We start from the raw sequence: 26,803 nt of genomic DNA, 5'->3' as shown, positions 1-26,803 counted from the left end.
GTCGGTCAGGCCCCGTCGCCGAGCAGCTCGAGGGCGTGCGCGAGATCCGCGGGGTACGGGGACTCGAACTCCACCCGCTCCCCCGAGCCGGGGTGCGTGAAGGCAAGTCGATGCGCGTGCAGCCACTGGCGCGTAAGACCGAGGCGGGCCGACAGCGTGGGGTCGGCGCCGTACAGGGGGTCGCCGGCGCAAGGGTGGCGGTGGGCCGCCATGTGGACGCGGATCTGGTGCGTGCGTCCGGTCTCGAGATGGATCTCGAGGAGGGAAGCGCGCGGGAACGCCTCGATCGTCTCGTAGTGCGTCACGGAGTCTTTGCCGTCCGGCGTCACGGCGAACTTCCACGAATGATTCGGATGCCGGCCGATCGGCGCGTCGATGGTGCCGGAGAGCGGGTCGGGGTGGCCCTGCACGACCGCGTGGTAGATCTTGTCGACCTCGCGCTCCTTGAAAGCGCTCTTGAGCAGCGTGTAGGCACGCTCGGTCTTGGCGACCACCATGAGTCCGCTCGTTCCGGCGTCGAGGCGGTGTACGACACCGCGCCGCTCGGCCGGTCCGCTCGTGGCGATGCGGAAGCCCGCCGCGGCGAGGGCGCCGAGCACGGTTGGTCCGTCCCACCCCACGGAGGGGTGGGCTGCGACACCGGCGGGCTTGTCGACCACGACGATGTCGTCGTCGTCATGCACGATGCCGAGGTCGGGGACCTCGACCGGCACGATCTCGGGCTCTCGCCTGGGCTCCCACTCGACGCTCAGCCAGGTGCCGGCGCGCAGGCGGTCGGAACGGCCGGCCACCCGGCCGTCGATGCTCACGCCACCGGCGTCGGCCACCTCGGCCGCGAACGTGCGCGAGAAGCCGAGCATCTTCGCCAGGCCCTGGTCGATGCGCGTCCCGTCGAGCCCGTCGGGGACGGGCAGGCTCCGCGACTCCATGTCAGCGAGCGCCCGGATCGGCGGGGGCTTCGACGTCGCCCTCGGCGGCATCCGCCGCCGTGCTCGAGGCCTTGGTCTCGCGGGTCCCGTCGAGCTTGAGGCCGAAGAGCACGAGGACGGCCACCGAGATCATCATGGTGACGATGAACATGTCGGCGACGTTGTAGATCGCGGGCATCATCCAGGGCGTCGAGATGAAGTCGACGACGTGACCCACGGGGAACCCGGGCTCTCGCACCAAGCGGTCGGTGAGGTTACCGAGCACACCGCCCAGAAGCAGTCCCAGCACGATGGCCCAGAGACGGGAACGGACACGACGAACGCCCAGATAGACGATCACGCACGCGACCACCGCCAGAGCGATCGTGAAGATCCATGTGACGCTTTCGCCGAGCGAGAACGCCGCACCGGGGTTACGGACGAGATAGAACTGCAGGAAGTCACCGATGATCGGGACCACGCGCTCCGAGGGGAGGCTGGCGATCGCGGCGTTCTTCGCAAACTGGTCGGCGGCCAGCACCAGCACCGCGAGAATCGCGATGGTGATGCCGGCCGCCGCCGTACGCAGAGGAGGTCGACTGCGCAAAGAGTCGGCCTACAGACCGATCGCCGACACCGGCGTCGAGCCCGAGGACGTCGCGGTGGTGTCGAGGTCACGGAGCTGACCCTCGATGTACGAGCGCAGCTGCGAGCGGTAGTCGCGCTCGAAGTTGCGCAGCTCGGTGATGCGACCCTCGAGCGTGGTGCGCTCCTTCTCGAGACGGGCGCGCTCTTCGCGGCCCTTCTGCTCGGCCTCGGCGACGATGGACGCCGCCTGAGCCTGCGCCTCACCGATGAGCTGGTCGCGCTGGGCCTTGCCCTCGGCGACGTGCTCGTCGTGCAGGCGCTGCGCCAGCTCGATGATGCCGGCGCTCTGGGCGGCGGGCTCGACGTCGTTCGACGGCGCGGAGGCGACGGGGGCCGGAGCGGGCGTCTCGGCGACGACCGGCTCTTCGACCTTGGGGGCCTCGGCGGGGGCTTCGGCGGCGGCCGGGGTGGCCTCGCCGGACTCGTACGCCGCGAGCTTGGTCTTCAGCTCTTCGTTCTCGGCGATCGTCTTGCGCCACTCGACGACGATCTCGTCGAGGAAGTCGTCGACCTCATCGGGGTCGAAGCCCTCCTTGAAGCGGACGTGCTGGAACTGCTTGGTGACGACGTCATCGGGGGTCAGTGCCATGGTGTTTCCTCTTTCGAGAGCTCTGATGTCGGAACTGTGGGGGTGTCGCACCGGGGCGTACCGCTTCGGAACAGCATAGCCGCCGCCCTCCACCGGTGTCGAAGATCACCGGTGAAGAAGCGGCGGCGAAGAGTCACACGGCCGCGAGGGACCGCGTCACACTCAGAAGCATGAAGCAGACGAACATCACGATCGCGAAACCGAAATCGATCGCGATCCCCCCGATGCGCAGGGGTGGGATGAAGCGACGGATCAGCTTGATGGGCGGGTCCGTCACGGTGTAAACGATCTCTGCCAACACCAGCGTGACGCCGCGTGGACGCCACTCACGGTTAAACATCGGGATGTACTCGAGCACGAGGCGCGCGAGCAGGAGCACGATGAAGATGAACAGGATCGCGCTGAGGATGGAGCCGACGAGGCTCAGAACGGCCACTGTTACTGGGACGCGAAGGGCGCAGCTTCAGGGTCGGCCTGCGCGATCGCACCATCGCCAGACACGGCGATGTTCTCGGGCGAGAGCAGGAAGACCTTGCTCGTGACCCGCTCGATGCGACCGTACAGCCCGAGCGAGAGACCGCTCGCGAAGTCGATCAGGCGGCGCGCGTCGGCGTCGCTCATCTGCGACAGGTTGATGATGACCGGGATTCCCTCGCGGAAGTTCTCGGCGATCGTCTGCGCATCGCGGTACTGCTTGGGGTGCACCGTGAGGATCTCGCTCACGGGTCCGGCCGCGGGCTGGCGCACCACGGCGGGACGGTGCAGGGGGGTCACCGGCGCGGCCTTCTCGAGGGGAGCGGCAGCGGTGGGCTGCTTGCGCGCGATGGGCTGCGGCGCGGTCTCCTCGTAGGTCTCTTCCTCGTCGGCGAGGCCCAGGTACACCATCGTCTTCTTGAGGGGGTTCGACATCGCATCCTCCGTTCGCTCGTCTGATTTGAGGCTAGTCGCGCACGGGGCGCGGGCCCGTGATTGCCGAGCCGATCCGCAGGTGTGTCGCGCCCATTGCGACGGCTTCGGCGAAGTCTCCGGTCATACCGGCCGAGATCCAGCGCGCGTCCGGGACGACGGAGCGCACCGTCCCGGCGCACTGGTGCAGTCGTTCGAAGGCACGGGCGGGTTCTTCGTCGAGCGGGGCGACGGCCATGACACCGCGAAGGCGCAGCGTCGACAGCCCCGCGACGTGCGCTGCGAGTTCCTCCACGCTCTCGGGAGCGACTCCCCCGCGACCCGGGTCGTCGGTGAGGTTGACCTGCACGAGGACGTCGAGGAGCTCACCCGCGGCACCGGCGGCGTGCAGCGCGTCGGCGATCCGCGATCGGTCGACCGAGTGCACGGCATCCGCCCCCGCCCGCACCGCGCGGGCCTTGTTCGTCTGCGCCTGACCGATGAAGTGCCAGACGAGGTCGGGGACCTCCTCGAGCTCGGCCCGCTTGGCGGTGAGCTCCTGCTGGCGGTTCTCGCCCACGTGCCGGACGCCGAGGGCGTGCAGATCGGCGACGAGGGATGCCGGGTGGAACTTCGTGACGACGATGCGGGTGATCTCACCGGGGTCGCGGTTCGCGCTACGCGCGGCGTCGCGGATGCGCGCGTCGACGTCGGCGAGGCGGTCGGCCAGGGCGGTGTCCATGCTGCTCCTTCGACGACGAGAGCGGGCCCGGTGGAGACCGGACCCGCTCGTCGTACCGTTCGCTCTTACTTCAGGAAGTCGGGCACGTCGAGATCGTCGTCGGCGTAGCCGCCGTCGTACGAGGTCTCGGGCACGCGGGCGGTCACCGGCGCAGGCTCAGGGCGACGCTCGGGAGCGCGCTCCGTCGCCGCCTTCTGCTCTTCGGCCGCGTCGAGGTCGCGAGCGACGTCGTCGGCCGGGATGACGGGCACGACGGGCGCCGAGACGGGACGCTGGGCGCCGACCGCGTCGATGCGCAGCGACGGCTCGCCGCCGTCGAAGCCGGCAGCGATGACGGTGACGCGCACCTCGTCGCCGAGCGTGTCGTCGATGACGGTTCCGAAGATGATGTTGGCCTCGGGGTGCGCGGCCTCTTTCACCAGCTGGGCGGCGTCGTTGATCTCGAAGATGCCGAGGTTCGAACCACCCTGGATCGACAGCAGCACACCGTGAGCGCCCTCGATCGAGGCCTCGAGCAGGGGCGATTCGACGGCGAGCTCCGCGGCCTTGATGGCGCGGTCGGCGCCGCGGGAGGAGCCGATGCCCATGAGGGCGGAGCCGGCTCCCTGCATGACCGACTTCACGTCGGCGAAGTCGAGGTTGATGAGACCCGGGGTCGTGATCAGGTCGGTGATGCCCTGCACACCGGCGAGCAGCACCTGGTCGGCGGTCGCGAACGCCTCGATCATCGAGATGCCGCGGTCGCTGATCTCGAGCAGGCGATCGTTGGGGACGACGATGAGGGTGTCGACCTCTTCTTTCAGGCGCTGCACACCGCCCTCGGCCTGGCTCTGACGGCGGCGGCCTTCGAACGAGAAGGGCTTGGTCACGACACCGATGGTCAGTGCGCCGATCGACTTCGCGATCTTCGCGACCACGGGAGCACCACCGGTGCCCGTGCCGCCGCCCTCGCCCGCGGTGACGAACACCATGTCGGCGCCGCGCAGCGCCTCTTCGATCTCCTCGGCGTGGTCCTCGGCGGCGCGTCGCCCCACCTCGGGGTCGGCGCCGGCACCGAGGCCGCGCGTCAGCTCACGACCGACGTCGAGCTTGACGTCGGCGTCGCTCATCAGCAGCGCCTGGGCGTCGGTGTTGATCGCGATGAACTCCACGCCACGAAGGCCGAGCTCGATCATGCGGTTGACGGCGTTGACGCCGCCCCCGCCCACACCGACGACCTTGATCACGGCGAGGTAGTTCTGGTTGTGGCTCATGCCGGCCTCCGTTTGTCCCCGAACCCGAAACTTTAAACCTCATGTTGAGGGTTAAAGAATTGCCCGGTATGCAATTCCTTAGCTCGAACGTAGGCGGCGGATGAGACCCCACCCGCCCGACACGCGGCGTGTCGGATTATCGCCTCGAAGATCAGCGGACGACGCCCGCCTCGGGCGAGGTCACGTCGTATTCCTTCGCCCGATCCGGAGGGCTCTTCTGCATGAGACGGTCGAGGACGACGGCCTTCTCGGCGGAGCGGTCGGCGCTGCCCCACACGACCTTCGACCCCGACGCCCCGAGCGTCAGCGTCACGTCGTCGGGCGTCGAGGCCGACACCGCGGTGACCTGCGACCGCACGGCATCCGGAAGGGAGCGCACCACGCGTCCCGCGGCCCGGAAGGCGGCCGAGGCGGTGCCACCGGTGATGTCGAGCACGGGCTGACCGGCGGGCGCGTCGGGGGTGGTCGACAGCGCGACGCCGGCGGCATCCACCACCGTGAAACCCGCCGCGGACTGCATCGCGCCGATCGGGGTGCGCTCCACGATGCGCACGACGAGATCGTGCGGCGGACGCGCCTCGAGCGTGTACGACTCCACGAGGGGGAAGCGCACCAGCGCCGCCTTGACGGCGCTGTCGTCGACCATCGCCAGGGGAACACCCAGCTGATCGCCCAGGGCGGCGGAGACGGCTGCCGGGTCGAGCTGCGAGGTTCCGACCACGTCGACCTTCTCGACCGCGAACAGAGGGCTGTACGCCACACCCGCCGTGCCGAGCGCCATGACGAGGAACGCCGAGATCACCCCGATCCACACGCGCCTCCGACGCCGCTGGCGCACGGTGAACCGGCGCACCTCGGCCGAGAGCGCCCGGCGCCGGGCCCGGGAGGCGCGCCACACGTCGCGCAGACCCGCTCCCTGGGCATCCGACTCCCCCGCACCCGAGCCGGCATCGCGCGACCGATCCAGAGGCGTGAGGGCCGTGGTGTCGTCGACCGAGGCCGGACGCCGCGGCGCCGCGGAGCGCTGAGGCGTGGGGCGGCGCGCGGACTCCGGCGTCGACGGCAGGGGCGAGGGCCGCTTCACGCTCAGACCGCCGCGGCCTCGGTGCGGGACAGCGCCTCGAGCACCTGCGGGATGATCTGGTACACGTTGCCGCAGCCCAGGGTGATGACGTAGTCGCCGGGGCGGGCGATCCCGGCCGTGTAGTCGGCTGCCGCCTGCCAGTCGGGCACGTAGTGCACGTGGGTCGGATCGGCGAAAGCGCCGCTGACGAGTTCGCCGGTCACGCCGGGCACCGGGTCTTCGCGCGCGCCGTAGACGTCGAGCATGACCGTGTGGTCGGCGTGGGTCTCGAGCACCTCGGCGAATTCGCGGTACATCTCCTGCGTGCGCGAGTAGGTGTGCGGCTGCTGGATCGCGATGATGCGTCCCTCGCCGACGACCGTGCGCGCGGCCGAGAGCGCGGCGGCGACCTCGGTGGGGTGATGCGCGTAGTCGTCGTAGACGCTGACACCCTGCTGCACGCCGTGCAGCTCGAAACGGCGGACCGTGCCGCCGAAACCCTCGACGGCGCGCGCGGCCTCGACGAGCGAGTGGCCGAGCACGCGGAGCACGGCGACCGCACCGGCGGCGTTGACGGCGTTGTGGGCCCCGGGGACGCGCAAGCGCACCTCGACGCTCTCGCCGTCGGCGGTGAGCGTGAAAGCGACGGGACCGTCGGTCCGGATGCCGCTGAGACGCACGTCGGCCGCCGCATCCTCGCCGAAGGTCACGACATTCGCGTGCGTGATGCGCTCGCGCACCGACCGAGCGCCGGCGTCGTCGGACGAGATCACCACGGCCTCACGCGCGGCATCCGCGAACCGGGCGAAGGCCGCGTCGAAGGCGTCGCGCGAGCCGTAATGGTCGAGGTGGTCAGGGTCGACGTTGGTGATGAGGGCGACGGAGGTGTCGTACAGCTCGAAGGTGCCGTCGGACTCGTCGGCCTCGATGACGACGAGGTCGTCGCTCCCCGTGCCGCTCGAGGCTCCGAGGTCGGCGATCACGCCGCCGTTGACGAACGTGGGGTCGACGTCGAGGGCGCGCAGGGCCGTGACGATCATGCCCGTCGAGGTGGTCTTGCCGTGAGCACCGGCCACCGAGACCAGGCGGCGCCCGCCGATGAGCCAGTGCAATGCCTGGGAGCGGTGGATGACGTGCAGCCCGCGTTCCTTGGCCGTGACGAACTCGGGGTTCTCGGGCCAGATCGCTCCGGTGTGCACGACCGTGTCGGCGTCCCCCAGGTGCGCGGCGTCGTGACCGACGTGGACGACCGCACCGCGTGCGGCGAGATCCCGCAGAGCGGCACTGTCGGAGCGGTCGGAGCCGGAGACCCGGATCCCGCGGTCGAGGAACATGCGCGCGAGTCCCGACATGCCCGAACCGCCCACTCCGATGAAGTGGGCAGAGGAGATCGTCTCGGGGATGGGGAGGCTCAGGTCGGGTCTGATCATGGCGCTTGCGAGTTTACGTCGCCGATCCTGAGCGAAGGTCTCGGCGCGCTGGGGAGGCGGGGCGGTCGAGGCCGGACGTCGGCGGCGGACCGTCGGACAGACCCGGGCGGGCCGGATGCCCGCGGCGGGCCGTCAGGCGGAGTTCTCGGACGACACACCGACCGCACACAGCCCGAACCGGCATGTCGCCGACGAACTCCGCGCGACGGCACCGGCGGAGAGTGACGCCGGCGGCGGGTCGGAGGGTTCAGCCGCCGAGCGCCTCATCGATGAGGGCGATGACGTTCTCGGTTCCCGTGCGGATGCCGGTGCGCGCGGCGGCGTCGCGCATCGCGGTGCGGCGATCCTCGTCGCGCAGCAGCGGCACGATGTCGGCGCGCACGCGCTCCGGCGAGAAGTCGGCGTCGGGGATGAGCAGTGCGGCGCCCGCGCGGACGGAGGCGCCGGCGTTGAGGCTCTGCTCGCCGTTGCCGACCGCGTAGGGCACGTACACCGCCGGGATGCCGAGGGCATTGATCTCGCTGACCGTTGCGGCGCCAGAACGGGAGACGACGAGATCGGCGAGGGCGAAGGCGAGATCCATGCGGTCGACGTAGCGGACGACGGCGTAGCCGGCGACACCCGGGTCGGGCAGATCGGAGTTCTGCCCCGTGACGTGCAGCAGCTGCCAGCCCGCGTCGAGGACGTCGCGCCACGCTCCGCCGAATGCGGTGTTCAGGCGCAGGGCGCCGAGCGACCCGCCGAAGACCAGGAGCGTGGGGCGCGCGGCGTCGAGCCCGAAATGCGCAGCCGCCTCGGCACGGAGTGATGGGGCGTCGAGCTCGACGATCTCTCGGCGCAACGGCATCCCGACCTCGCGCGCTCCGCGTAGCGGCGTGCCCTCGAAGGCCACACCGACGCCCGCCGCGCCACGGGCGCCCAGCACGTTGGCCAGGCCGGGCCGGGCGTTGGCCTCGTGCACGACGAACGGCACGCGTTCGCGCCGAGCCGCCACGTAGGCAGGCGCAGCGGCGTACCCGCCGAACCCGACGACGACGTCCACTCCGCGCGAGCGGATGAGGCGGCGAACGTGGGCGACCGCGCGCAGGAACCGCACGGGGAACGCCGCGGCTGCCCCGTTCGGTCGGCGCGGGAAGGGGACCTTGGCGACGGTGAGCAACTCGTAGCCGCGCAGCGGGACCAGACGGGACTCGAGGCCTTCGCGCGTACCGAGGACGAGGACATCGGCGGCGCCGTCGCGCGCACGAAGGCCGTCGGCGACCGCGAGCAGGGGGTTCACGTGTCCGGCGGTGCCGCCGCCGGCGAGGAGGTAAGTCGTCACTGTTCGACCCTAACCACGTCGAGCGCGGCCGAGAGGCGAGCGCGCGCTCAGCCGCGCGGACGGCGGGCGGATGCCGCGGCCCGGCGCGCCGTGCGCGGGGGCGCCTCGCTCACCGCGCGGCGATCCGGCAGGGTCCGTGCGCAGGACAGCAACACGCCGCACCCGATCAGCACCGAGAGGAGCGACGTCCCCCCCTGGGACATGAACGGCAGCGGCACACCCAGCACGGGGAACACGCGCAGCACCACCGCGACGTTGATCATGGCCTGGCCGACGATCCAGATCGTGATGCCGCCCGCGACGATGCGCACGAAGGGGTCGTCGGTGCGGCGGATGATGTGGAAAGCGCCGACGGCGAAGAGGCCGAAGAGGAGGAGGACCACGACGCAGCCGATGAGTCCGAGTTCCTCGCCCACGATCGCGAAGATGTAGTCGTTCGCCGCGGCCGGAAGCCAGTCGTACTTCTCGGCGGAGTTGCCGAGGCCGACACCGAAGATCCCGCCGGCGGCGAGACCCCAGATCCCGTGCAGCGGCTGATAGCAGTCGCCGAGGTAGTTGGCGATGCAGTCCTGATCGAGGAAGCTCATGATGCGGCGCATGCGGTCGGCGCTCGTGATGGCGAACAGGGCGATGGCGCCGACGGCCGCGAGGGCCGGCAGCACGAAGATGCGCAGCTTCACGCCCGAGAAGAACAGAGCCCCCAGCAGGACGAGCACGAGGATCATCGTCGTCCCCAGGTCCTTGCCGCCCATGACGGTGGCCACGACGAGAGCGAAGACCGGAACGATCGGGATGAACACGTGCCGCCAGTCCCCCAGCAGCGTCTGCTTGCGGTACAGGACGTAACCGAGCCAGAGCGCGAGAGCCAGCTTGAGGAACTCCGCCGGCTGAGCCTGGATGCCCGCGAGATTGATCCAGTTGCGGTTACCGTTCGCCGAGATGCCCAGGGGGGTGAACACGAGCAGCTGGAACAGGGTCGCGAGGATCAGCGCGGGCCACGCCATGCGCTTCCAGAATCGCAGGGGCGCTCGGCTGAGGACGAACATCAGCGGGACGCCGATGACGGCGAAGACGCCCTGCTTGATCACGTGCTCGAAGGGGTTCTGCGCGCCGTCGAGAGCGGAAGTCGCCGACAGCACCATCACGAGACCGAAACCGGTCAGCAGGAGCGCGGCGGAGGTGATGAGCAGGAACTCGCTCGGCACGGGCCGGAACGCCCGGCCCAGGGAGACACGGGCGGCGAGCCCGGTGCGTTCGGGTTCGTCGGGTGTGCGCCGCGGAGGAGGTGCCGTCGTGGTCACGCGAGTCCCCTCAGTCGTGCGGTCGAGAATCTCCGTCGTGGCCCGCGATCCACACCTGCACCGCTTCGGCGAAACGGTCGCCGCGGTCGGAGTAGGACGCGAACTGATCGAAGGATGCCGCCGCGGGAGCCAGGAGAACGGTGTCTCCATCCCGGGCCACACCCGCCGCCAGTTCGACGACCCGGGCCATGACGTCTTCAGTCTCGGCGTGGTCGACCTCGAACAGCGGCACCGCCGGGGCGTGTCGCTCGAACGCCGTCACGATCTCGTCGCGCTCGGTGCCGATCACGACGACCGCTCGCACCGACGCGCCACGAGCACGGACGAGGTCGCCGAGGTCGACGCCCTTGAGGAGCCCCCCGACCACCCAGACGGCGCCGGGATAGGCCGCGAGCGACGAGGCCGCCGCGTGGGGGTTCGTCGCCTTGGAATCGTCGACCCAGGTCACCCCCCGGTGGACTCCGACGACCTGGATGCGGTGCGGGTCGAGGCGGAAGCGCTCGAGCGTGTCGTGGATGTGCGCGGGGCTCGCGCCGAGGGAACGCGCGAGCGCCGAGGCGGCGAGGATGTTGGCGACCATGTGGGGGGCCGCGAGCCCCCGCTCGGCGAGGTCGGCCACCGTCGTGAGTTCGAGAGCGGAGGTGGCACGTTCCTCGAGGAACGCCCGATCGACGAGGATGCCGTCGACCACGCCCAGGTCGCTGGGGCCGGGGACACCGAGGTCGAAGCCGATGGCGCGAGCGCCCTCGATCACCTCGGCGTCCTCGACCATCTCGCGGGTGGCGACGTCCGCCTTGTTGTAGACGCAGGCCACCCGCGTACGAGCGTAGACGCCGGCTTTCGCCGACCGGTACGCGTCAGCACCGCCGTGCCACTCGAGGTGGTCGTCCGCGAGGTTGAGGCACACCGAGGAGTGCGGCGACAGCGCGTCGGAGCCGGTCTGCAGGTTCAGGTACCAGAGCTGGTGGCTCGAGAGCTCGACGACGAAGACGTCGAAGCCGCTCGGGTCGCGCACCGCGTCGAGCACGGGGGTTCCGATGTTGCCCACCGGAACCGCCCGCTGGCCCGCGGTCATGAGCATCTCGGCGGTCAGGCGCGTCGTGGTGGTCTTGCCGTTCGTGCCGGTGATCAGCACCCAGTCGGCGGGGCGCCCGTCGGCCCGCACGACCTTGTCGCGCACGCGCCACGCGAGTTCGACGTCGCCCCACAGCGCGATGCCCCGCTCCCGCGTCCACGCGATCACCGGGTGGTGCGGGGGGAAGCCCGGGGACGCCACGACCACCTCGGGTGCAAAGTCGGCCATCTCGGCGGGCACGGTCTCGAGCGGGCCCTCATGCAGATTCACGCCCAGCACCGGGAGGAGGCGGGAGTACTCGGCATCCGCCCGCTCGGTCACCACGAGCACCTCGGCGCCGAGCTCGGCGAGGGTGTCGGCGACGGAGAAACCGGTCACCGAGAGACCGAGGACGACGACGCGCAGCCCCTTCCAGTCGGCGTGCCAGCTGGTGAGGGTGGAGAGGTCGGTCATACGCGTGACAGCCATTCGACGTAGAAGAATCCGATGCCCGAGACGGCCAGGAGCCCGGCGATGATCCACATGCGCACGACGATGGTGACCTCGGGCCACCCGCGCATCTCGAGGTGGTGGTGCAGCGGGCTCATGAGGAAGAGGCGCTTGCCCCGGGTGATCTTGAAGTAGGCCCGCTGCAGGATGACCGAGCCCGACGCGATCACGTAGACGCCCGCGATGAGGATGAGCAGGAGCTCGGTGCGGGTGAAGATCGCCAGGGCGGCGATCACGCCGCCGATCGCCATCGAGCCGCAGTCCCCCATGAAGACCTTCGCCTTGGGCGCGTTCCACCAGAGGAAGCCGACGAGGGCTCCCACGAACGAGGCACCGACGATGGCGAGGTCGAAGGGGTCGCGTACGGCGTAACACCCGGCCTGCACGGTGGGGTCGAGCACGTCGGCGCAGACCTGCTTGTTCTGCCAGAAGGCCATGAGGCTGTACGCGCCGACCACGAAGATGCCCGAGCCCGCGGCGAGGCCGTCGAGACCGTCGGCGACGTTGACCGAGTTGGAGGTCGCGGTTCCGATGAGCGAGATCCACGCGAGGTAGAGCAGCCATCCGAGGATCGGCCCGAGCGCGAAGAACGACAGCAGCTGGATGTCGCGGAACACGGAGACGTAGCCCGAGGCGGCGGTCTGTCCGACCGTGTTCGGGAAGTTCAACGCCACGATCGCGAAGGGCACGACCACGATCACCTGACCGGCGATCTTGCGCCAGCCGGAGAGTCCGAGGCTGCGCTGCTGGCGGATCTTCATGTAGTCGTCGATGAAGCCGACCACACCGAAGCCGAGCATGAGCCACAGCACGAGCAGGCCCGAGACCGTGGGCGGGTTGTTACCGGCGTACGAACCGATGAAGTACCCGACCATCGTCCCGAGGATGAAGATCGTGCCACCCATGGTGGGAGTGCCGCGCTTGGCCCCGTGCGAGGGGTTGTGCACGTTCTCGGGGGTGCGGATGACCTGGCCCCAGCCCCACTTGCGGAACCACCGGAGGAAGACCGGGGTGAGGAAGAGGGTGAAGGCGAGCGAGATCGCAGCCGACGTCAGAAGTGATCTCACGCGAACAAGTCTCCCAGACGGTCGCCGAGGTGCCGGAGCCCCGCCGAGTTCGACGACTTCACCAGCACGCGATCACCGTCGCGCAGTTCGGTCGAGAGGTAGTCGTAGGCCGCATCGGCGTCGGCGAAGAAGACGGCCTCGCCGTCCCAGGAGCCCTGGGCGATGGCCTCGAGGTACATGCGGCGCGCCTCGGGTCCGATCACGACGATCCGCTGAATGCGCAGGCGCACGGCCAGCAGTCCCACACGGTCGTGCTCCTCGTCGGCGTACTCGCCCAGCTCGCTCATCGCGCCCAGGACGGCGACCGTTCGCTCCTCGGGACCGGTGATCTGGGCGAGGGTGCGAAGGGCCGCGGCCATGGAGTCGGGGCTGGCGTTGTACGCGTCGTTGATGATGCGCACGCGATCGGAACCCAGCGGCTGCATCCGCCAGCGCTCCGCGATCTCGACGGTCTCGAGACGGGCGATCGCGTGGGCTGCCGGCACTCCGAGCGCGGTGGCCGCGGCGAGGGCCGCGAGGGCGTTCATCACGTGGTGCTCACCGAGCACGCGCAGGGTGAGGGTGAAGGGTTCTCCGTCGATCACCAGATCGGCGCGGGTCCCGGATGCCGAGACCTCCACGTCGACGGCGCGCACCTCGGCCCGCTCGCCCCGACCGAACCACCGCACGTCCTGCCCGCGCTCGCGCGCGATCGGCTCCATCGCGGCCACGCGCGGATCGTCGGCATTGAGGACGGCGAGGCCGCCTTCGCGGGTGGCCTTCACCAACTCGCTCTTGGCGTGGAACGTCGACTCGATGCCGCCGAACCCGCCGGCGTGCGCCATGCCGACCATCAGCACGACTCCGATGTCGGGGGTGACCAGACCCGCGAGGTGGGCGATGGCGCCCGGGGCGCTGGCTCCGAACTCGCTCACGAGGTAGCGCGTGTTCTCGGTGACGCGCAGCATCGTCAGCGGGGCGCCGACCTCGTTGTTGAACGAGGCGCGCGGTGACACCGTCTCTCCCTCGTCCTCGAGGATGCGGGCGAGGAGGTTCTTCGTGGTCGTCTTGCCGTTCGACCCCGTGATGCCGACGATCTTGAGCGCGCCCGTCTCGCGGACTCGGGCCACCACGTCCCGAGCCAGGTCGCCGAGGGCGGCCACGGCATCCGGGACGACGATCTGGCTCACCGCGTCGTCGAGCTCGCGTTCGACGATCGCGAGGGCCGCGCCCCGCTCGACGGCCGTGCCGACGAAGAGGTGGCCGTCGGTGGTCTCACCGGGCTTGGCGACGAAGATGCCGCCGGGCTCGATCAGGCGCGAGTCGGTGTCGACGAGCCCCGAGACGAGGGTGTCGGCAGTGTCGTCGCCGCGGACGACGAGGCGCCCGCCGAGCACGTCGGCGAGGTGGGAGAGGCTGAGGGAGATCATTGCTGTGGGACGCCCTTTCCGGTCGCATTCGTTACCGAGACGAGACCGACGTGGGCCCTTTCTCAGCCGAACTTGGGCAGTTCGGGGGTCGTGGTTCCGGACGGGATCACCCGGTAGGACTTGAGAACCTGGGTGAGGGCCTTCTGGAACGCGGGGGCGGTGGCCGCCGACGATTTTACCGTCCGCGGCTCATCCAGGTTGACCGCGACGACGTACTGCGGGTCGTCGGCGGGGGCGAAACCGATCATCGTGGTGAAGTACGCGTCGGGCTTGTAGGCACCCGTGTTCTCGTCGACTTTCTCACCCGTACCGGTCTTGATCGCGATGCGGTAGCCGGGAATGGCGATCTTCGAGGCGAGCTCGCCCTGCGTGGCGACGTTCTCGAGCATGAGCGAGACCTCCTTCGCCGTGTCGGTCGAGATGACCTGGGTGCCCTCGGTCGAGGGGACGTCGGTGACGGTGCCGTCGGCCGCGGTGCAGCCCTCGACGATCGACAGCGGCTTCTTCACGCCGCCGTTGGCGATGGTCTGGTACGCGCCCACGAGCTGGGGCACGGTGACCGACAGGCCCTGACCGAAAGCCGTGTTGAAGAAGGTCTGCTTGTCCCAGTCCTGGACGGGGTGCAGGATGCCGCCCGACTCACCCGGGAAGTCGATCGCGCTCGTCGTTCCCATGCCGAACTTCTGCAGGTAGTCGAAGCGCGTCTGCGCGGGGATCATCTCGGCGAACTTGGAGATACCCACGTTCGAGGAGTCGATGAGGACGCCGGTGGGGGTGTAGACGTTCGGGCCGTGCGAGAACGCGTCGGAGACGCGCGCGTCGCCGTCCAGCACCTCGCGCCCCGAGGCCGTGACCGTCGTCTGCGGCGTGTACGAGCCGCTGTCCAGGCCGATCGCCGTCGTGAGGGCCTTGAACGTCGAGCCGGGCTCGAACGGGCTCGAGAACGCGCGGCTGCCGCGGTCCTCGGGGGCCGTGGCGGTGGGGTCGTTGGGGTCGACCGTCGGGTACTCGGCGAGGGCCCGGATCTTGCCGGTCTTGGCCTCGACCACGGTGATGGTGCCGCGCAACGACCCGGTGTTCTGCACCTGCTCGGCGATGAGCTGTTGCAGGTACCACTGCAGGTCGCGGTCGATCGTGAGCTTGAGGGTGCCGCCGTCGACGGCGGGCTGAGTGACGACCTCGGTGCCCGGGAGCACCACGCCGTCGCGGCTCTGCTGGAAGACGACCTTGCCGTTGGTCGAGGCGAGGCATTCGTTGTCGGCCGCCTCGAGGCCGGCGAGGGCCTGACCGTCGCTGCCGACGAAGCCCAGCAGGTTCCCCGCCACCGCCCCGTCGGGATACATACGACCGGCCTGCGGCGGGAAGCTGAGGAACGGCAGCCCCAGGGCCACGAGGGCTCGGTACTGCTCGGTCGAGACGTTCTTCGCGATCATCGCGTAACGCGACTCGGGGTTGTCGGCCACGGCATCCTGGACGATCTTCTGCACGTCGGCGGCGTCCTGGCCGGTGACACCGGCGATCTGGGCCGCCAGGTCGGGCCAGGCCGTCGTGGTCTCGTTGCCGTCGTCGTCGCGCGTGGTCACGCCCTTCGCGGCGAGCATCGGGTCGATCTGCACGTCGTAGCGATTCACGCTGGTGGCCAGGGGCACCCCGTTGTCGTCGACGATCGATCCGCGCGAGGCGTACTCGATGCGGGAGTTCTGCAGACCCATCGAGAGCGAGTCGTCCACGTGGTCTCGGGCGTTGACGACCTGGATGTCGACCAAGCGGACGACGAAGGCGATGATCACGATCAGGACGACCGCGAGGGCGACGACGGTGCGACGCCGCGGGGAACGGGAGGTTGTCGTCGTCATGGCTCTCATCGTGTCGCGGGAGTCGGCAGACCGTCGCTGATCGGCGGGGGTGTCGCGGATTGGGCGGTCGGGGCGGCGGCCTCGGTCGGCGAGGGCGACCCAGGTGCCGCGGGCGCGGGAGTGGCCGTGCCGTTCTCGGTGGTGGATGCCGCCGGGTCGGTCACCAGCGGGACACCCGAGATCAGGGCGTTGCCGACCGAGCCGCGGCCCTTGGCGTCCACCGAGGAGGCGGTGTCGGCGGGCTTGTCGGAGCCGATCACGGCACCGTCGCTGAGGCGCAGGTACGTCGGCGACTCGTCGATGACCATGCCGAGCGCCGCGGCGTTGGCCGCGAGGTACTGCGGCGAGCTGAGTCCCGCGCTCTCGTCGGAGAGGATCTGCTTCTGGTAGGTCAGATCGCGCTGCTGCTGGGTGAGCGACGAGATCTCGAAGGAGCTCTGGGTCGTCAGGATGCCGAGCCCCATCTGCACCAGCACGATCGCCAGCGCGCCGAGCACGGCGATGACGCCGAACAGGCGCCGCGGGGCCCGACGACGCGCGGTCGCGGGCACGACGGTGAGCCGGCGCTCGCGAACGGGCGTCGGGAAGTCGGGCAGGAAGGCCGCATCGATGGCCTGGGGTGCACTCATGCGTCCTCCTGGATTCTCTCGGCCGCGCGCAGACGCACGGGGGTGGCACGGGGATTGACAGCGCGCTCTTCGTCGCCCGCCAGCTCCGCGCCGCGAACGAGGAGCCGGAACTTCGGCGCGTGCTCGGGCAGCTCCACGGGCAGTCCGCGCGGAGCCGTGGACGTCGACGCGTCGGCGAAGACGCGCTTGACCAACCGGTCCTCGAGCGACTGATACGACAGCACGACGATGCGCCCGCCGACACCGAGCACGCTCAGCGCGGCCGGGATCGTTCGCTCGAGCACCGACAGTTCGGCGTTGACCTCGATGCGCAGGGCCTGGAAGACGCGTTTGGCCGGGTGACGCTCGCGCAGCACCGCGGCGGGAGTGGCCGCCTGCAGGACGTCGACCAGCTGGCCGGAGCGCTCGAGCGGCGCCTCGGCGCGGGCGGCGATGATCGCGCGGGCGTAGCGACCGGCGAGCTTCTCTTCGCCGTAGCGCTCGAAGATGCGGCGCAGATCGCCCTCGCCGTACGTCGCCAGCACCTCCGCGGCCGTCACGCCGGTGGTCTGGTCCATGCGCATGTCGAGCGGCGCGTCCTGGGCGTAGGCGAAGCCGCGGTCGGCGACGTCGAGCTGGAGCGACGACACACCGAGGTCGAACAGGATGCCGTCGACCTTAGCGACACCGGCAGAGGCCACGGCCTCGGCGATCCCGTCGTAGACGGTGTGCACCAGGGTCACGCGGTCGCCGAAACGCGCGAGACGCTCCCCCGCGATGCGAAGGGCGTCGGTGTCGCGGTCGAGGCCGATGAGACGGGTCTCGGGGAAGCGTTCGAGGAACGCCTCGGAGTGGCCGCCCATACCGAGCGTTCCGTCGACGAACACCGAGCCGGGCTTGTGGAGCGCAGGGCCCAGCAGCTCGGCGCAGCGCTCGAGCAGGACGGGGGTGTGGATGTCGCGGATGTCCATGATGTGTCGGGCGGAACCTTCGGACTCTGATCCCCATCCGCGTCGACCTGGCGCCGGGGAAGTGCGTCAGGGCGAGCGGCTGGGCATCACAGCCGAAGGGTCAGAAGAGTCCCGGGATCACCTCCTGTTCCATCTCGGCGTACGTTTCTTCGTTGCTCTCCGCGTAGGAGTTCCACGCCTCGGCGTCCCAGATCTCGGCGTGTGCTCCGACGCCGGTGACGACGAGTTCGCGACCGAGCCCCGCGTAGGTACGCAAGGCGGGCGGGACGGTGATGCGGTTCTGACTGTCGGGCTTCTCGGCGCTGGCCCCCGAGAGGAACATGCGCAGGAAGTCGCGGGCCTGCTTGTTGCTGAGCGGGGCCTCGCGGATCCGCTCGTGCACGCGCTCGAACTCCTCGGTGCTGAACACGTAGAGGCAGCGGTCCTGCCCGCGCGTGATCACCACTCCGGCGCCGAGATCGTCACGGAACTTCGCCGGCAGGATGACCCGACCCTTGTCGTCGAGCTTGGGTGTGTGCGTTCCGAGCAGCATTCGGGCGTCCACCCCCTTCGTCCGGCCTGCGAAGTTTCCCCCACTTTACTCCACCGCCCTCCACTTTGCTATCAAATTCCGGGGCTTCTGTGCGCAAGCACAGCCGTGTACTGTGATCGACCGCCCCGACGGATCGCGTCGGACTCCGCGTGTTTCCGCCACCGAACCGCGACAATCACCCCCGAAGACAGCTCGAGTGGAGGAAAAGGGAGCGATTCGAGGCCTTATCTCGCCCCTCTTCCCCTCCACGGCGCTATTCCGTCGCGGACAGGCCCCCGGGCGCACGAAAAAGCACCGGCTCCGAAGAGCCGGTGCTGAAGAAGTGGGTGTCGGGCTTAGGGTCCGTCGTGGCGGCGGTCCCAGCGTTCGTTCATGCGATCCATGAAGGACGAACCGGAGGCGCGAGCCGGTCGGGGCTTCGCGGCGGGTGCGGCCTGAGCGGCGCCGCGCGTCGGGGTGACGGCGAAGACGACCCCGCCGACCATGAGGAGGAATCCGACGACGCCCACGGCGATGCCGACGAAACCGGTGTTGAACCCGATCGACACGCCCGCGACGAGAGCGCCGAGACCGGCCAGCACGAGGATGGAACCGAGGACGATGTTGCGGTAGCTGAGGGCACGACTGGGGGCAGACACCACATCGGTGTCGTTGCTCATGAGATGGCGCTCCATCTCGTCCAGTAGACGCTGCTCCTGCTCTGACAGTGGCATGCATCCCCCTTTGTTGTTCGTTGTGGACGATTCTACGCGCGGCGTGGATCACTAGGCTAGGCCCGTGGCGACCTCCCCGGAACCGATCGAAGCTGTTTCCCAGCGACTCGACAAGTTCCTCTCCGAACAGCTATCGTACGCCTCTGCACTGGGCCCGGAGGCGGAGGCGTTCACCCGATCGGGGGCTTCCGCCCTCCAGGGCGGAAAGCGTCTGCGGGCCCGCTTCTGCCTCGCCGGGTGGAGTGCGGTTCGCGCGCTCGACGCCCCGCCCTCCTCCGCATTCGACGAGTCGGCGCTGGCCGTGGCCACCTCCCTCGAGATCTTCCATGCCGCAGCCCTCGTCCACGACGACCTCGTCGACAACAGCGACACGCGCCGAGGTCAGCCCGCGGCCCACCGCGCGTTGCAGAAAGCGCATCAGGATGCCGACTGGGCCGGCGACTCCGACGCGTTCGGCCGATCCGGAGCGATTCTCCTCGGCGACCTGCTGGTCGCGTGGAGCGACGATCTGCTCGAGGAGGGTCTGAAGGGCCACCGCCATGCCGCCCCGACCCGTCGCGCCTACGCGCGGATGCGCCGCGACGTGACGATCGGCCAGTTCCTCGACGTCGCCGAGGAGTCCGCCTACACCGTCTACCCCGACGACGCCCATGCGGAGCGGGCGCTGCGCATCGCCTCGTACAAGTCGGCGCGCTACAGCATCCAGCAGCCCCTCCAGATCGGCGCGGCTCTCGCCGGCGCCGACGAGGCGCAGCTCGACGCCCTCGGGCGCTTCGGTCACGACGTCGGCATGGCGTTCCAGCTGCGCGACGACGTGCTGGGGGTCTTCGGCGACAGCGCGGTCACCGGAAAGCCGGTCGGTGACGACCTGCGCGAGGGAAAGCGCACGGTGCTGGTCGCCTACGCCCGTGAGAGTCTGTCACCTCAGCGACGCGAGGGCTTCGACGCCCTCCTGGGCGACCCCGCTCTGGATGGGGCGCAGATCGCGGCGCTGCAGCAGACGATCCTCGACACGAGAGCGCTCGAACGCACGGAGGACCTCATCGCCGACTACTCGCGGCGAGCCGATCTCGCTCTCGCCGACGCCGAGGTCGACACGGCCGCACTCGAGGACCTCCGCGCTCTCGCGCGTGCCGCCACCGAACGAACGGCCTGAGGCCGGAACGTCTCAGGCGAGGGTCGCGGCGACTCGGCGGACCTCGCTCTTGCGCCCGGCGAGCAGAGCCTCGATGGGTGCCATGCCGATGCTCTCTTCCGGAGTCAGGAGCCAATCGATGGTCTCGTCGGCGTCGAACCCGGCATCGTGCAGAACGATGATCGTGCCGCGCAGCGACGCCAGCGGGCGCCCGTCCACGATGAAGACCGCCGGCACCTTGAACACGCCTTCGCGGCGCGAGCCGACGAGGTAATGCTCGTCGAACAGGCGGCGGACGCGGCCGAGCGACTCGTCGAGCATCTCGACCAGGTCGGGAATGGTCAGCCACGCGGTCTCGTAACGGGAAGTCTCACTCACTCGCCCATCCTCTCATTTCCGCCGCCCCGGACCGCCCCGCGGTCCATCTGCACACGAGTCACATGCGTCACAACCGTCACTTTCGTTGACATCAGCCCCGAGGCATGCCAGCGTGTCGGGCAGTCGAACGAACGGAATCCCCCCACCATGCGACGACTCACGCTGTCCCCCCTGCCCTCGCGACGCCGCGCGGTCGCCATCTGGCCGGCCGCTGTGGCCGGCTCGATCGCCCTGACCCTCGCCGCCGAGCACGCCGCTCACGCCGCGCCCCCCGAGCCTGCCCTCACGGTCCTGCCTCCCGCCCCCCGCGGTATCGGGGTGCCGGCAATCGCGGCCGTCACCGCCCCCACCACCTACACCGTCAAGTCAGGCGACACGGTGTGGGGCATCGCTCGGGCTCATGGTCTCGACACCGCGGCGGTCCTGGCGGCCAACGGCCTGACACCCGACAGCCTCATCCGACCCGGCCAGGTTCTCGCACTCACCCCCGCGGCGACGCCCGCTCCCCCGGCTCCCGCCGCTCCCGAAGCCGCGCCCCGGTCGCACGAGGTCCGCCCGGGCGACACCGTCTCGGCCATCGCCCGCGCCAACGGCGTCTCGCTCGACGCCGTGCTCAGCGCGAACGCCCTCACGCGCGCCTCGATCATCTACCCGGGCGACGTATTGCAGATCCCGTCGGGATCCCCCGCACCCGCACCCGCGGCCGTGGCCCCCGCCACCGCCCCCGGGCTGGATGCCGAGCAGTCCGAGAACGCACGCCTGATCATCCGCATCGGACGAGAACTCGGCGTCTCGGATCGCGGAATACTCATCGCCCTGGGCACCGCGATGCAGGAGTCGTGGCTGCGCAACCTCGATTGGGGCGACCGCGACTCGCTCGGCCTGTTCCAGCAGCGCCCCAGCACCGGCTGGGGCACCCCGGATCAGATCCTCGACCGAGAGCGGTCCACCCGCGTGTTCTACGGCGGAGCGGCCGACCCCAACGGCTCCGCGACCCGCGGCCTGCTCGACATCCCCGGGTGGGACCAGCTGTCGTACGCCGACGCCGCTCAGGCCGTGCAGATCTCGGCCTACCCGGACCGGTACGCCCAGTGGGAGCAACCCGCCACCACGTGGCTCTCCGTTCTCGGCTGATCTTCTCGTCCGAGGTGAGGGTGAGCCGCTCCCCGGCCTCACAGGGGGCGCTCCGTAGACTCGACCTGTGAGCACGAGTCAGCAGGCAGACCCGCTGATCGGCCGTCTCGTCGACGGCCGATACCGGGTCCGCGCGCGTATCGCGCGCGGCGGGATGGCGACCGTGTACGTGGCGACCGACCTGCGCCTCGAGCGCCGCGTCGCGCTGAAGGTCATGCACGGCCACCTCAGCGACGACACCGTGTTCCAGAGCCGCTTCATCCAGGAGGCCCGCTCGGCCGCCCGCCTGAGCGACCCGCACGTCGTGAACGTGTTCGACCAGGGCCAGGACGGCGAGATGGCCTACCTGGTGATGGAATACCTCCCGGGCATCACCCTGCGCGAGCTGCTGCGCGAGCATCGGCGCCTCACGATCGATCAGACCCTCACGATCATGGATGCCATCCTGTCGGGGCTCGCGGCAGCGCACCGGGCCGGGATCGTCCACCGCGACGTCAAGCCCGAGAACGTGCTGCTCGCCGAGGACGGCCGCATCAAGATCGGCGACTTCGGTCTGGCGCGCGCGACGACCGCGAACACCGCGAGCGGCGCCCAGCTCATGGGCACGATCGCGTACCTGGCGCCCGAACTCGTCACCCGCGGCACCGCGGACGCCCGCAGCGACATCTACTCGCTCGGAATCATGCTCTACGAGATGCTCGTCGGCGAGCAGCCCTACAAGGGCGAGCAGCCGATGCAGATCGCCTATCAGCACGCCACCGACTCCGTCCCGCGCCCCAGCGCCAAGAATCCCGGCGTTCCGGAGCAACTCGACGAGCTCGTGCTGTGGTCGACCGAGCGCGAGCCGGGCGATCGCCCCCTCGACGCCGGTGCGATGCTCGAGCGGCTGCGTGCGATCGAGAAAGAGCTCGGCCTCGCCCCCCAGGTCGCTCGCGCCGTGTCGGTGGGCACGACGGGCCCGGCCTCCGCAGCGGAGTCCCGCGAGCTGACCAAGGTCCTTCCCCAGACGGCATCCCTCCCCTCCGCCACCATCGATGAGCCCGACAACGCCGCGCGTCTGCGCACCCGCACGCGTCGACGCACGGCGCGCGGGGCCTGGCTCCTCGTGCTCGTGCTGCTGCTCGCCGGCGGCGCCGGATTCACCGGCTGGTACTTCGGGTCGGGGCCGGGCTCGCTCGTCGCCGTCCCCGACGTCTCGGGGCGGAGCTTCGCCGACGCCCAAGCCCTGTTGACGCAGCAGCAGCTGCAGGCGCAGGCGCAAGAGGTCACGGATCGAGAGATCCCCTCCGGCACGACGGTGGGGTCCGACCCCGCCCCCGGCGAACGGCTCGACAAAGAGACCGTCGTCACCGTCTTCGTCTCGATCGGACCGGCGACCCATCAGATCCCGGCCCTCGCCGGCAAGAGCGCGGACGAGGTGCGCGCGATCCTCGAGCAGGCCTTCGTCGGCGTCGCGGGCGACCCCGAGCGCCAGTTCGCCGACCCCGCCGACGGAACGGTCCTGGGCGCCTCGGTCATCCCCCGCTCGGGCGGCGACGCGATCGACTGCACGCAGGGATGCACCGTCTACGAGGGTGACGCGGCCTCGCTCGTCGTCTCTCTCGGCCCGATCCCCGACGTCACCGGAGACTCGCGCTCGCAAGCCCAGCGCGCCCTCGACGGCGTCGGGCTGAAGTCCTCGGTGACCGAGGATTACAGCAACTCCGTGGCATCCGGCAACGTCATCTCCATGGGCCAGCGCGACGGCGGCGGCAACTGGCGCCCCGGTGACACGGTCCCCCTGCGCGTGTCGATCGGGCCGAAGCCCGTCGAGATCCCCGGCAACGTGGTGGGGATGTCCATCCGGGATGCCGTGAAGACCCTCGAAGCGCTCGGATTCCAGGTCAACGCGGGTATCGACGACGGCACCCTGCCCCTCGGCTTCAAGTACTGGGACATCTACAAGGTTCGCGCCACGAACCCCAAGGCCGGGACGACCGCTCCGCAGGGATCGACGATCACGCTGACGCCGACGTTGTAGGCATCGCCGCCGAAGAGATCGTCGAGCCGCTCGCTGCGATCACCTTCGCGTCCTGACCGCGACCTCACGAACGACGACGCCCCCGACCTGAAGGCCGGGGGCGTCGTCTGATTCACGAGAGAGTCAGCGCTTCTCGAGCTCCTCGGCCACGAGGAAGGCCAGCTCGAGGCTCTGGCGGTGGTTCAGACGCGGGTCGCACAGGCTCTCGTAACGCGTAGCGAGAGTCGCCTCGTCGATCTGCTCCGAGCCGCCCAGGCACTCGGTGACATCGTCGCCGGTGAGCTCGACGTGGATGCCGCCGGGGTGCGTGCCCACCGAGCGGTGCGCCTCGAAGAAGCCGCGCACCTCGTCCACGACGTCGTCGAACCGGCGCGTCTTGTAGCCGGTGGGGGTGGTGATGCCATTGCCGTGCATCGGGTCGGTGACCCAGAGCGGGGTGGCGCCCGAGTCGCGGACGGACTCGAGCAACGGCGGCAGGGCGTCGCGGATCTTGCCCGACCCCATGCGGGTGATGAAGGTCAAGCGACCCGGCTCGCGCTCGGGGTCGAGCTTGTCGATCAGCGCCAGCGCGGTGTCGGTCGTCGTGGTGGGGCCGAGCTTGACACCGATGGGGTTGCGGATCTTCGAGAAGTAGTCGACGTGAGCGCCGTCGAGCTCGCGGGTGCGCTCGCCGATCCACTGGAAATGCGACGAGGTGTTGTACGGCTGGCCCGTGCGCGAGTCGATGCGCGTCATGGGGCGCTCGTAGTCCATGAGCAGGCCCTCGTGGCCGGTGTAGAACTCGACACGGGTGAGCTCGTCGAAGTCCGCCCCGGCGGCCTCCATGAACTTGATGGCCCGGTCGATCTCGGTCGCCATGCTCTCGTAGGCCTGATTGGCCGGGGTGCTCGCGAAACCCTTGTTCCAGCTGTGCACCTCACGGAGGTCGGCGAAGCCGCCCTGCGTGAAGGCGCGGATGAGGTTCAGGGTCGACACGGCCGTGTGGTAGCCCTTGAGCAGACGCGCGGGGTCGGCCTTGCGCGACTCCTCGGTGAAGTCGTAACCGTTCACGATGTCGCCGCGGTAGGCCGGCAGCGTCACGTCACCACGCGTCTCGACATCGCTCGAGCGCGGCTTGGCGAACTGACCCGCCATGCGGCCCATCTTGACCACGGGCATAGAGGCGCCATAGGTCAGGACGACGGCCATCTGGAGCACCGTCTTGATGCGGTTGCGGATCTGCTCGGCGGTGGCACCGGCGAAGGTCTCGGCGCAGTCACCGCCCTGCAGGAGGAAGGCCTGGCCGGCGGCGGCACGAGCGAGGCGCTCGCGCAGGTTGTCGACCTCACCGGCGAAGACCAGAGGCGGGAGGGTCGAGAGTTCTGCGGATGCCGCGGCCACAGCGGCCTCGTCATACCACTGCGGCTGCTGCTTGATGGGCAGGGTTCGCCAGTGGTCGAGGTCGTGGAGCTGCTGATTCACCCCTGAAGTCTAGTGGCGGGAGACCGGCGCCTTCGCCGCCCGTGACGTGGCGAGACGGTCCTTCACGGTCGAGGCGTAGACGTCTTCGTACCGCTGCTCGCCGAGACGCTGGAGCGCCACCATGATCTCGTCGGTGACGGAACGCAGCACGTAGCGGTCGCCCTCCATCCCCTCGAAGCGCGAGAAGTCGAGGGGCTCGCCGATCACGATGCCGACACGCCCCACGCGGGGCAGGCGCTGGCCGATCGGCATGACGGCGCCGGTGTCGACCATGACCACGGGCACGACCGGGACGCGCGCCTCGAGAGCCATCCGTGCGATGCCCGTGCGCCCGCGGTACAACGTGCCATCCGGGCTGCGCGTTCCCTCGGGGTAGATGCCGAGCAGCTCGCCACGCCCCAGCACCCCCAGGCCCGTGTTGAGAGAGGCCTCGGAGGCCTTGCCGCCCGACCGGTCGATGGGCAGCTGGCCCGTCGCGGTGAAGAACATGCGAGTGGCCCAGCCCTTGAGACCCTTGCCCGTGAAGTAGTCGCTCTTGGCGAGGAACGCCATCCGGCGGTCGATCATGAGCGGCAGGAAGATCGAGTCGGAGAACGACAGGTGGTTGCTGGCCAGGATCGCCGCGCCGTCGGCGGGGATGTTGCGCCGGCCCACCATCCACGGGCGGAACACGGCCTTGATGACCGGCCCGATCACCACGTACTTCATGAGCCAGTAGAACATCGTCAGCGCTCCTTCCCGGCGAGGTCCGCGACCCCGATGAGACCGGCGTCGTTGCCCAGACGTGCGATCGCGAACTCGGCGACCGGACGTTCACCGTACCCCGGGAGCGAGGTCTCGTACGCGAGCTTCACGGGCTCGAGCAGGTCGGCGCCGAGCTGGGCCACTCCCCCGCCGATCACGAAGACCTCGGGGTCGAGCACCGCCTGGAAGCCGCCGCACGCCTCGCCCAGGGCCGTGGCGACACGGCGGAGGGCCTCGATCGCCCCCGGATCGCCGGCGAGGACCAGGCGCGAGACGGCGGGGCCGGGGATCGCGCCCCGCTCCTCGCGCACGGCGGCGAGAGCCGCGCCGATGCCACCCTCGTCGGCGATGGCGTTGGCCTCGCGCTGCAGTGCGCGTCCCGAGGCGTACTGCTCGAGGCATCCGTTCTGCCCGCACCCGCAGGGGTGACCGCCGCGCACGAAGCGCATGTGGCCCAGTTCGGCGCCGATGCCGTGCCCGCCGCGGAAGAGCTCCCCGTCGGTGACGACGGCACCGCCGACGCCGGTGCCCATCGTGAGCATGACCATGTCGCGCACGCCCCGACCCGCACCGAAGCGGTACTCGCCCCAGCCCGCGGCGTTCGCGTCGTTCTCGATCGTGACGGGGGCGTCGAGACGCTGCTCGAGACGCGCGCGGAGGGGCTCGTCACGCCAGTCGATGTTCGGCGCGTAGATGACGGTGCTGCGGTCGCGGCTGATGAAGCCGGCGGCGGCCACGCCGATCGCGTGGATCTCGTGGGCGCGGCGCAGGTGATCGGCCATGTCGACCACGGCGTCCACGAGGGCCGCGGGGTCGATGGGAGTGTCGACACGAAGCTTCTCGACGATGGTGCCGTCGTCGTCGACGACGCCCCCCGCGATCTTCGTTCCCCCGATGTCGATGCCGACGTTGCGCACCGCGCTCCCTTCCGGGCCCACCGTGCGGCTCGGCCCGGAGCAGTCTAGCCACCCGGTGCAACCGACGATGATGCCGTGGGGGGGGGGGGGGGGGGGGGGGGGGGGGGGGGGGGGGGGGGGGGGGGGGGGGGGGGGGGGGGGGGGGGGGGGGGGG

26 protein-coding genes are annotated in these 26,803 nt (G+C 70.0%); 3 read left to right on the top strand and 23 right to left on the bottom strand.

Translation table 11 applies throughout. The annotated features are described in order from the left end of the window. Positions 1 to 5: 5 nt before the first annotated feature. The 19 genes from AB6V29_RS14740 to AB6V29_RS14650 form a co-directional block, all read right to left on the bottom strand. Positions 6 to 929 carry an RluA family pseudouridine synthase gene (locus tag AB6V29_RS14740; protein WP_307316280.1) on the bottom strand — a complete coding sequence of 308 codons (924 nt, stop codon included), beginning with the start codon at positions 927 to 929 and terminating at the stop codon, positions 6 to 8. A 1-nt stretch (position 930) separates the two neighbouring features. After that, on the bottom strand, positions 931 to 1,515 hold the full coding sequence (gene lspA / locus AB6V29_RS14735) for a signal peptidase II (RefSeq protein ID WP_307316278.1): 585 nt from the start codon (positions 1,513 to 1,515) through the stop codon (positions 931 to 933). A gap of 9 nt (positions 1,516 to 1,524) precedes the next feature. After that, a complete protein-coding gene (locus tag AB6V29_RS14730; protein ID WP_210076322.1) occupies positions 1,525 to 2,145 on the bottom strand; it encodes a DivIVA domain-containing protein in 621 nt (206 codons plus the stop codon). 133 nt (positions 2,146 to 2,278) lie between these two features. Beyond that, the gene (locus AB6V29_RS14725; protein WP_094733641.1) at positions 2,279 to 2,581 is read right to left on the bottom strand and encodes a YggT family protein; all 303 of its coding nucleotides are present in this window, start codon (positions 2,579 to 2,581) and stop codon (positions 2,279 to 2,281) included. A 2-nt stretch (positions 2,582 to 2,583) separates the two neighbouring features. Then, positions 2,584 to 3,054 carry a cell division protein SepF gene (locus AB6V29_RS14720; RefSeq protein WP_103210686.1) on the bottom strand — a complete coding sequence of 157 codons (471 nt, stop codon included), beginning with the start codon at positions 3,052 to 3,054 and terminating at the stop codon, positions 2,584 to 2,586. A gap of 31 nt (positions 3,055 to 3,085) precedes the next feature. After that, a complete protein-coding gene (locus tag AB6V29_RS14715; RefSeq protein ID WP_369359541.1) occupies positions 3,086 to 3,772 on the bottom strand; it encodes a YggS family pyridoxal phosphate-dependent enzyme in 687 nt (228 codons plus the stop codon). Positions 3,773 to 3,837: 65 nt separating this feature from the next. Beyond that, positions 3,838 to 5,025, bottom strand: a complete 1,188-nt coding sequence (gene ftsZ / locus AB6V29_RS14710) for a cell division protein FtsZ (protein ID WP_074694330.1) — start codon at positions 5,023 to 5,025, stop codon at positions 3,838 to 3,840. Between the two features lie 151 nt (positions 5,026 to 5,176). Continuing rightward, positions 5,177 to 6,109, bottom strand: coding sequence for an FtsQ-type POTRA domain-containing protein (locus AB6V29_RS14705; RefSeq protein WP_369359538.1), 933 nt, complete (start codon positions 6,107 to 6,109; stop codon positions 5,177 to 5,179). Between the two features lie 2 nt (positions 6,110 to 6,111). Further along, positions 6,112 to 7,518 (bottom strand): UDP-N-acetylmuramate--L-alanine ligase, encoded by a 1,407-nt coding sequence (gene murC / locus AB6V29_RS14700; protein ID WP_267786737.1) that lies wholly within the window; start codon positions 7,516 to 7,518, stop codon positions 6,112 to 6,114. A 247-nt stretch (positions 7,519 to 7,765) separates the two neighbouring features. Next, a complete protein-coding gene (locus AB6V29_RS14695; protein ID WP_369359536.1) occupies positions 7,766 to 8,839 on the bottom strand; it encodes a glycosyltransferase in 1,074 nt (357 codons plus the stop codon). A 47-nt stretch (positions 8,840 to 8,886) separates the two neighbouring features. Next, positions 8,887 to 10,140 carry a putative lipid II flippase FtsW gene (gene ftsW, locus AB6V29_RS14690; protein ID WP_210076334.1) on the bottom strand — a complete coding sequence of 418 codons (1,254 nt, stop codon included), beginning with the start codon at positions 10,138 to 10,140 and terminating at the stop codon, positions 8,887 to 8,889. A gap of 10 nt (positions 10,141 to 10,150) precedes the next feature. Continuing rightward, positions 10,151 to 11,668, bottom strand: a complete 1,518-nt coding sequence (gene murD / locus AB6V29_RS14685; RefSeq protein ID WP_307461229.1) for a UDP-N-acetylmuramoyl-L-alanine--D-glutamate ligase — start codon at positions 11,666 to 11,668, stop codon at positions 10,151 to 10,153. Continuing rightward, positions 11,665 to 12,771 carry a phospho-N-acetylmuramoyl-pentapeptide-transferase gene (mraY, locus tag AB6V29_RS14680; protein WP_267786734.1) on the bottom strand — a complete coding sequence of 369 codons (1,107 nt, stop codon included), beginning with the start codon at positions 12,769 to 12,771 and terminating at the stop codon, positions 11,665 to 11,667. Before mraY ends, murD begins: the two co-directional genes overlap by 4 nt. After that, the gene (gene murF / locus AB6V29_RS14675) at positions 12,768 to 14,180 is read right to left on the bottom strand and encodes a UDP-N-acetylmuramoyl-tripeptide--D-alanyl-D-alanine ligase (RefSeq protein WP_307459868.1); all 1,413 of its coding nucleotides are present in this window, start codon (positions 14,178 to 14,180) and stop codon (positions 12,768 to 12,770) included. Before murF ends, mraY begins: the two co-directional genes overlap by 4 nt. A 62-nt stretch (positions 14,181 to 14,242) precedes the next feature. Continuing rightward, the gene (locus AB6V29_RS14670) at positions 14,243 to 16,036 is read right to left on the bottom strand and encodes a peptidoglycan D,D-transpeptidase FtsI family protein (protein ID WP_369359534.1); all 1,794 of its coding nucleotides are present in this window, start codon (positions 16,034 to 16,036) and stop codon (positions 14,243 to 14,245) included. Positions 16,037 to 16,041: 5 nt separating this feature from the next. Continuing rightward, entirely contained in the window at positions 16,042 to 16,665 is a 624-nt protein-coding gene (locus AB6V29_RS14665; protein ID WP_267786731.1) for a hypothetical protein, read from the bottom strand. Beyond that, on the bottom strand, positions 16,662 to 17,615 hold the full coding sequence (rsmH, locus tag AB6V29_RS14660) for a 16S rRNA (cytosine(1402)-N(4))-methyltransferase RsmH (RefSeq protein ID WP_369359532.1): 954 nt from the start codon (positions 17,613 to 17,615) through the stop codon (positions 16,662 to 16,664). Before rsmH ends, AB6V29_RS14665 begins: the two co-directional genes overlap by 4 nt. A gap of 100 nt (positions 17,616 to 17,715) precedes the next feature. Beyond that, positions 17,716 to 18,147: a division/cell wall cluster transcriptional repressor MraZ gene (gene mraZ / locus AB6V29_RS14655; protein ID WP_056227713.1), complete on the bottom strand. Its 432-nt coding sequence runs from the start codon at positions 18,145 to 18,147 to the stop codon at positions 17,716 to 17,718. 335 nt (positions 18,148 to 18,482) lie between these two features. After that, positions 18,483 to 18,860 (bottom strand): DUF3040 domain-containing protein, encoded by a 378-nt coding sequence (locus tag AB6V29_RS14650; RefSeq protein WP_210076348.1) that lies wholly within the window; start codon positions 18,858 to 18,860, stop codon positions 18,483 to 18,485. A gap of 64 nt (positions 18,861 to 18,924) precedes the next feature. Between AB6V29_RS14650 and AB6V29_RS14645 the strand changes: the two genes are divergently transcribed. Then, complete coding sequence (locus AB6V29_RS14645) at positions 18,925 to 20,016, top strand: polyprenyl synthetase family protein (protein ID WP_369359530.1); 1,092 nt, start codon at positions 18,925 to 18,927, stop codon at positions 20,014 to 20,016. 12 nt (positions 20,017 to 20,028) lie between these two features. Here the strand turns inward: AB6V29_RS14645 and AB6V29_RS14640 are convergent, their stop codons facing one another. Continuing rightward, complete coding sequence (locus tag AB6V29_RS14640; protein WP_324289885.1) at positions 20,029 to 20,373, bottom strand: Rv2175c family DNA-binding protein; 345 nt, start codon at positions 20,371 to 20,373, stop codon at positions 20,029 to 20,031. A 147-nt stretch (positions 20,374 to 20,520) separates the two neighbouring features. Between AB6V29_RS14640 and AB6V29_RS14635 the strand changes: the two genes are divergently transcribed. Beyond that, positions 20,521 to 21,507 carry a LysM peptidoglycan-binding domain-containing protein gene (locus tag AB6V29_RS14635; protein WP_369359528.1) on the top strand — a complete coding sequence of 329 codons (987 nt, stop codon included), beginning with the start codon at positions 20,521 to 20,523 and terminating at the stop codon, positions 21,505 to 21,507. Between the two features lie 67 nt (positions 21,508 to 21,574). Beyond that, entirely contained in the window at positions 21,575 to 23,527 is a 1,953-nt protein-coding gene (pknB, locus tag AB6V29_RS14630; RefSeq protein ID WP_267786727.1) for a Stk1 family PASTA domain-containing Ser/Thr kinase, read from the top strand. A gap of 123 nt (positions 23,528 to 23,650) precedes the next feature. On the opposite strand, the gene AB6V29_RS14625 is transcribed toward pknB, so the two are convergent. The 3 genes from AB6V29_RS14625 to AB6V29_RS14615 are packed head-to-tail and all read right to left on the bottom strand — an operon-like array spanning position 23,651 to position 26,649. Further along, entirely contained in the window at positions 23,651 to 24,988 is a 1,338-nt protein-coding gene (locus AB6V29_RS14625) for a class II 3-deoxy-7-phosphoheptulonate synthase (protein ID WP_369359525.1), read from the bottom strand. Between the two features lie 9 nt (positions 24,989 to 24,997). Continuing rightward, positions 24,998 to 25,711, bottom strand: a complete 714-nt coding sequence (locus tag AB6V29_RS14620) for a 1-acyl-sn-glycerol-3-phosphate acyltransferase (RefSeq protein WP_210076358.1) — start codon at positions 25,709 to 25,711, stop codon at positions 24,998 to 25,000. Positions 25,712 to 25,713: 2 nt separating this feature from the next. Then, positions 25,714 to 26,649, bottom strand: a complete 936-nt coding sequence (locus AB6V29_RS14615) for an ROK family glucokinase (RefSeq protein WP_210076359.1) — start codon at positions 26,647 to 26,649, stop codon at positions 25,714 to 25,716. Between the last annotated feature and the right edge of the window lie 154 nt (positions 26,650 to 26,803).

The sequence above is a fragment of the Microbacterium sp. 20-116 genome (assembly GCF_041079415.1).
In the GTDB taxonomy this organism is placed as follows: domain Bacteria; phylum Actinomycetota; class Actinomycetes; order Actinomycetales; family Microbacteriaceae; genus Microbacterium.
This window is presented reverse-complemented; position numbering and strand designations above follow the sequence as displayed.

Excerpts from the sequence above, each read along its gene's own strand:
- AB6V29_RS14620 (WP_210076358.1), bottom strand. The coding sequence starts at position 25,711 with ATGTTCTACTGGCTCATGAAGTACGTGGTGATCGGGCCGGTCATCAAG.
- rsmH (WP_369359532.1), bottom strand. The coding sequence starts at position 17,615 with ATGGACATCCGCGACATCCACACCCCCGTCCTGCTCGAGCGCTGCGCC.
- AB6V29_RS14740 (WP_307316280.1), bottom strand. The coding sequence starts at position 929 with ATGGAGTCGCGGAGCCTGCCCGTCCCCGACGGGCTCGACGGGACGCGC.
- ftsZ (WP_074694330.1), bottom strand. The coding sequence starts at position 5,025 with ATGAGCCACAACCAGAACTACCTCGCCGTGATCAAGGTCGTCGGTGTG.
- AB6V29_RS14730 (WP_210076322.1), bottom strand. The coding sequence starts at position 2,145 with ATGGCACTGACCCCCGATGACGTCGTCACCAAGCAGTTCCAGCACGTC.
- AB6V29_RS14720 (WP_103210686.1), bottom strand. The coding sequence starts at position 3,054 with ATGTCGAACCCCCTCAAGAAGACGATGGTGTACCTGGGCCTCGCCGAC.
- AB6V29_RS14670 (WP_369359534.1), bottom strand. The coding sequence starts at position 16,036 with ATGACGACGACAACCTCCCGTTCCCCGCGGCGTCGCACCGTCGTCGCC.
- murF (WP_307459868.1), bottom strand. The coding sequence starts at position 14,180 with ATGATCTCCCTCAGCCTCTCCCACCTCGCCGACGTGCTCGGCGGGCGC.
- murD (WP_307461229.1), bottom strand. The coding sequence starts at position 11,668 with ATGACCGACCTCTCCACCCTCACCAGCTGGCACGCCGACTGGAAGGGG.
- AB6V29_RS14635 (WP_369359528.1), top strand. The coding sequence starts at position 20,521 with ATGCGACGACTCACGCTGTCCCCCCTGCCCTCGCGACGCCGCGCGGTC.
- AB6V29_RS14665 (WP_267786731.1), bottom strand. The coding sequence starts at position 16,665 with ATGAGTGCACCCCAGGCCATCGATGCGGCCTTCCTGCCCGACTTCCCG.
- mraZ (WP_056227713.1), bottom strand. The coding sequence starts at position 18,147 with ATGCTGCTCGGAACGCACACACCCAAGCTCGACGACAAGGGTCGGGTC.
- murC (WP_267786737.1), bottom strand. The coding sequence starts at position 7,518 with ATGATCAGACCCGACCTGAGCCTCCCCATCCCCGAGACGATCTCCTCT.
- AB6V29_RS14715 (WP_369359541.1), bottom strand. The coding sequence starts at position 3,772 with ATGGACACCGCCCTGGCCGACCGCCTCGCCGACGTCGACGCGCGCATC.
- AB6V29_RS14650 (WP_210076348.1), bottom strand. The coding sequence starts at position 18,860 with ATGCCACTGTCAGAGCAGGAGCAGCGTCTACTGGACGAGATGGAGCGC.